Source organism: Mycobacterium hippophais (assembly GCF_027529605.1).
GTDB classification, from domain to species: Bacteria; Actinomycetota; Actinomycetes; order Mycobacteriales; family Mycobacteriaceae; genus Mycobacterium; species Mycobacterium arseniciresistens.
Genome location: NZ_JAPZPY010000032.1, coordinates 1 through 583 on the forward strand (window position 1 = coordinate 1; position 583 = coordinate 583).

Sequence of the window (583 nt, forward strand, 5' to 3'; positions counted from 1 at the left end):
GGGGGTGCCCAAAGGTGTTGCGGTCACCCACGCCAACGTGACCGAGTTGATGGAGTCCCTGGACGCGGGGCTGCCGGCGGCGGGGGTGTGGGCTTTCTGTCATTCACTGGCGTTCGACGTGTCGGTGTGGGAGATCTTCGGCGCGCTGCTGCGGGGCGGCCGTCTGGTCGTCGTTCCCGAGATCGTGACGGGCTCACCCGAAGACTTCCAGTACCTGCTGGTCGACGAAGGCGTCAGCGTGCTGACCCAGACCCCGTCGGCCGTGGCGATGCTCTCACCGGAACACCTCACGTCGTCGGCGCTGGTCGTCGTCGGTGAGGCGTGTCCGGCCGAGGTGGTGACGCGGTGGGCGCCGGGTCGGGTGATGGTCAATGCGTACGGTCCGACCGAGACCACCATGTGTGTGGCGATCAGTGCGGCGCTCACACCGGGTTCAATGGTGCCGATCGGCTCGCCGGTCCCCGGCGCGGCGTTGTTCGTGCTGGATTCGTGGTTGCGGCGGGTGCCTGCCGGGGTGGTCGGTGAGTTGTATGTGGCGGGTCGCGGTGTTGCGGTCGGCTATGTGGGCCGGTCGGGGTTGACC

At 68.3% G+C, this 583-nt stretch carries 1 protein-coding gene; it reads left to right on the top strand.

Annotated elements, in window-relative coordinates; all coding sequences use genetic code 11:
- Window positions 1–583 (top strand): AMP-binding protein (locus tag O6P37_RS28410; RefSeq protein ID WP_269897215.1); only part of this gene is annotated, 583 nt, incomplete at both ends.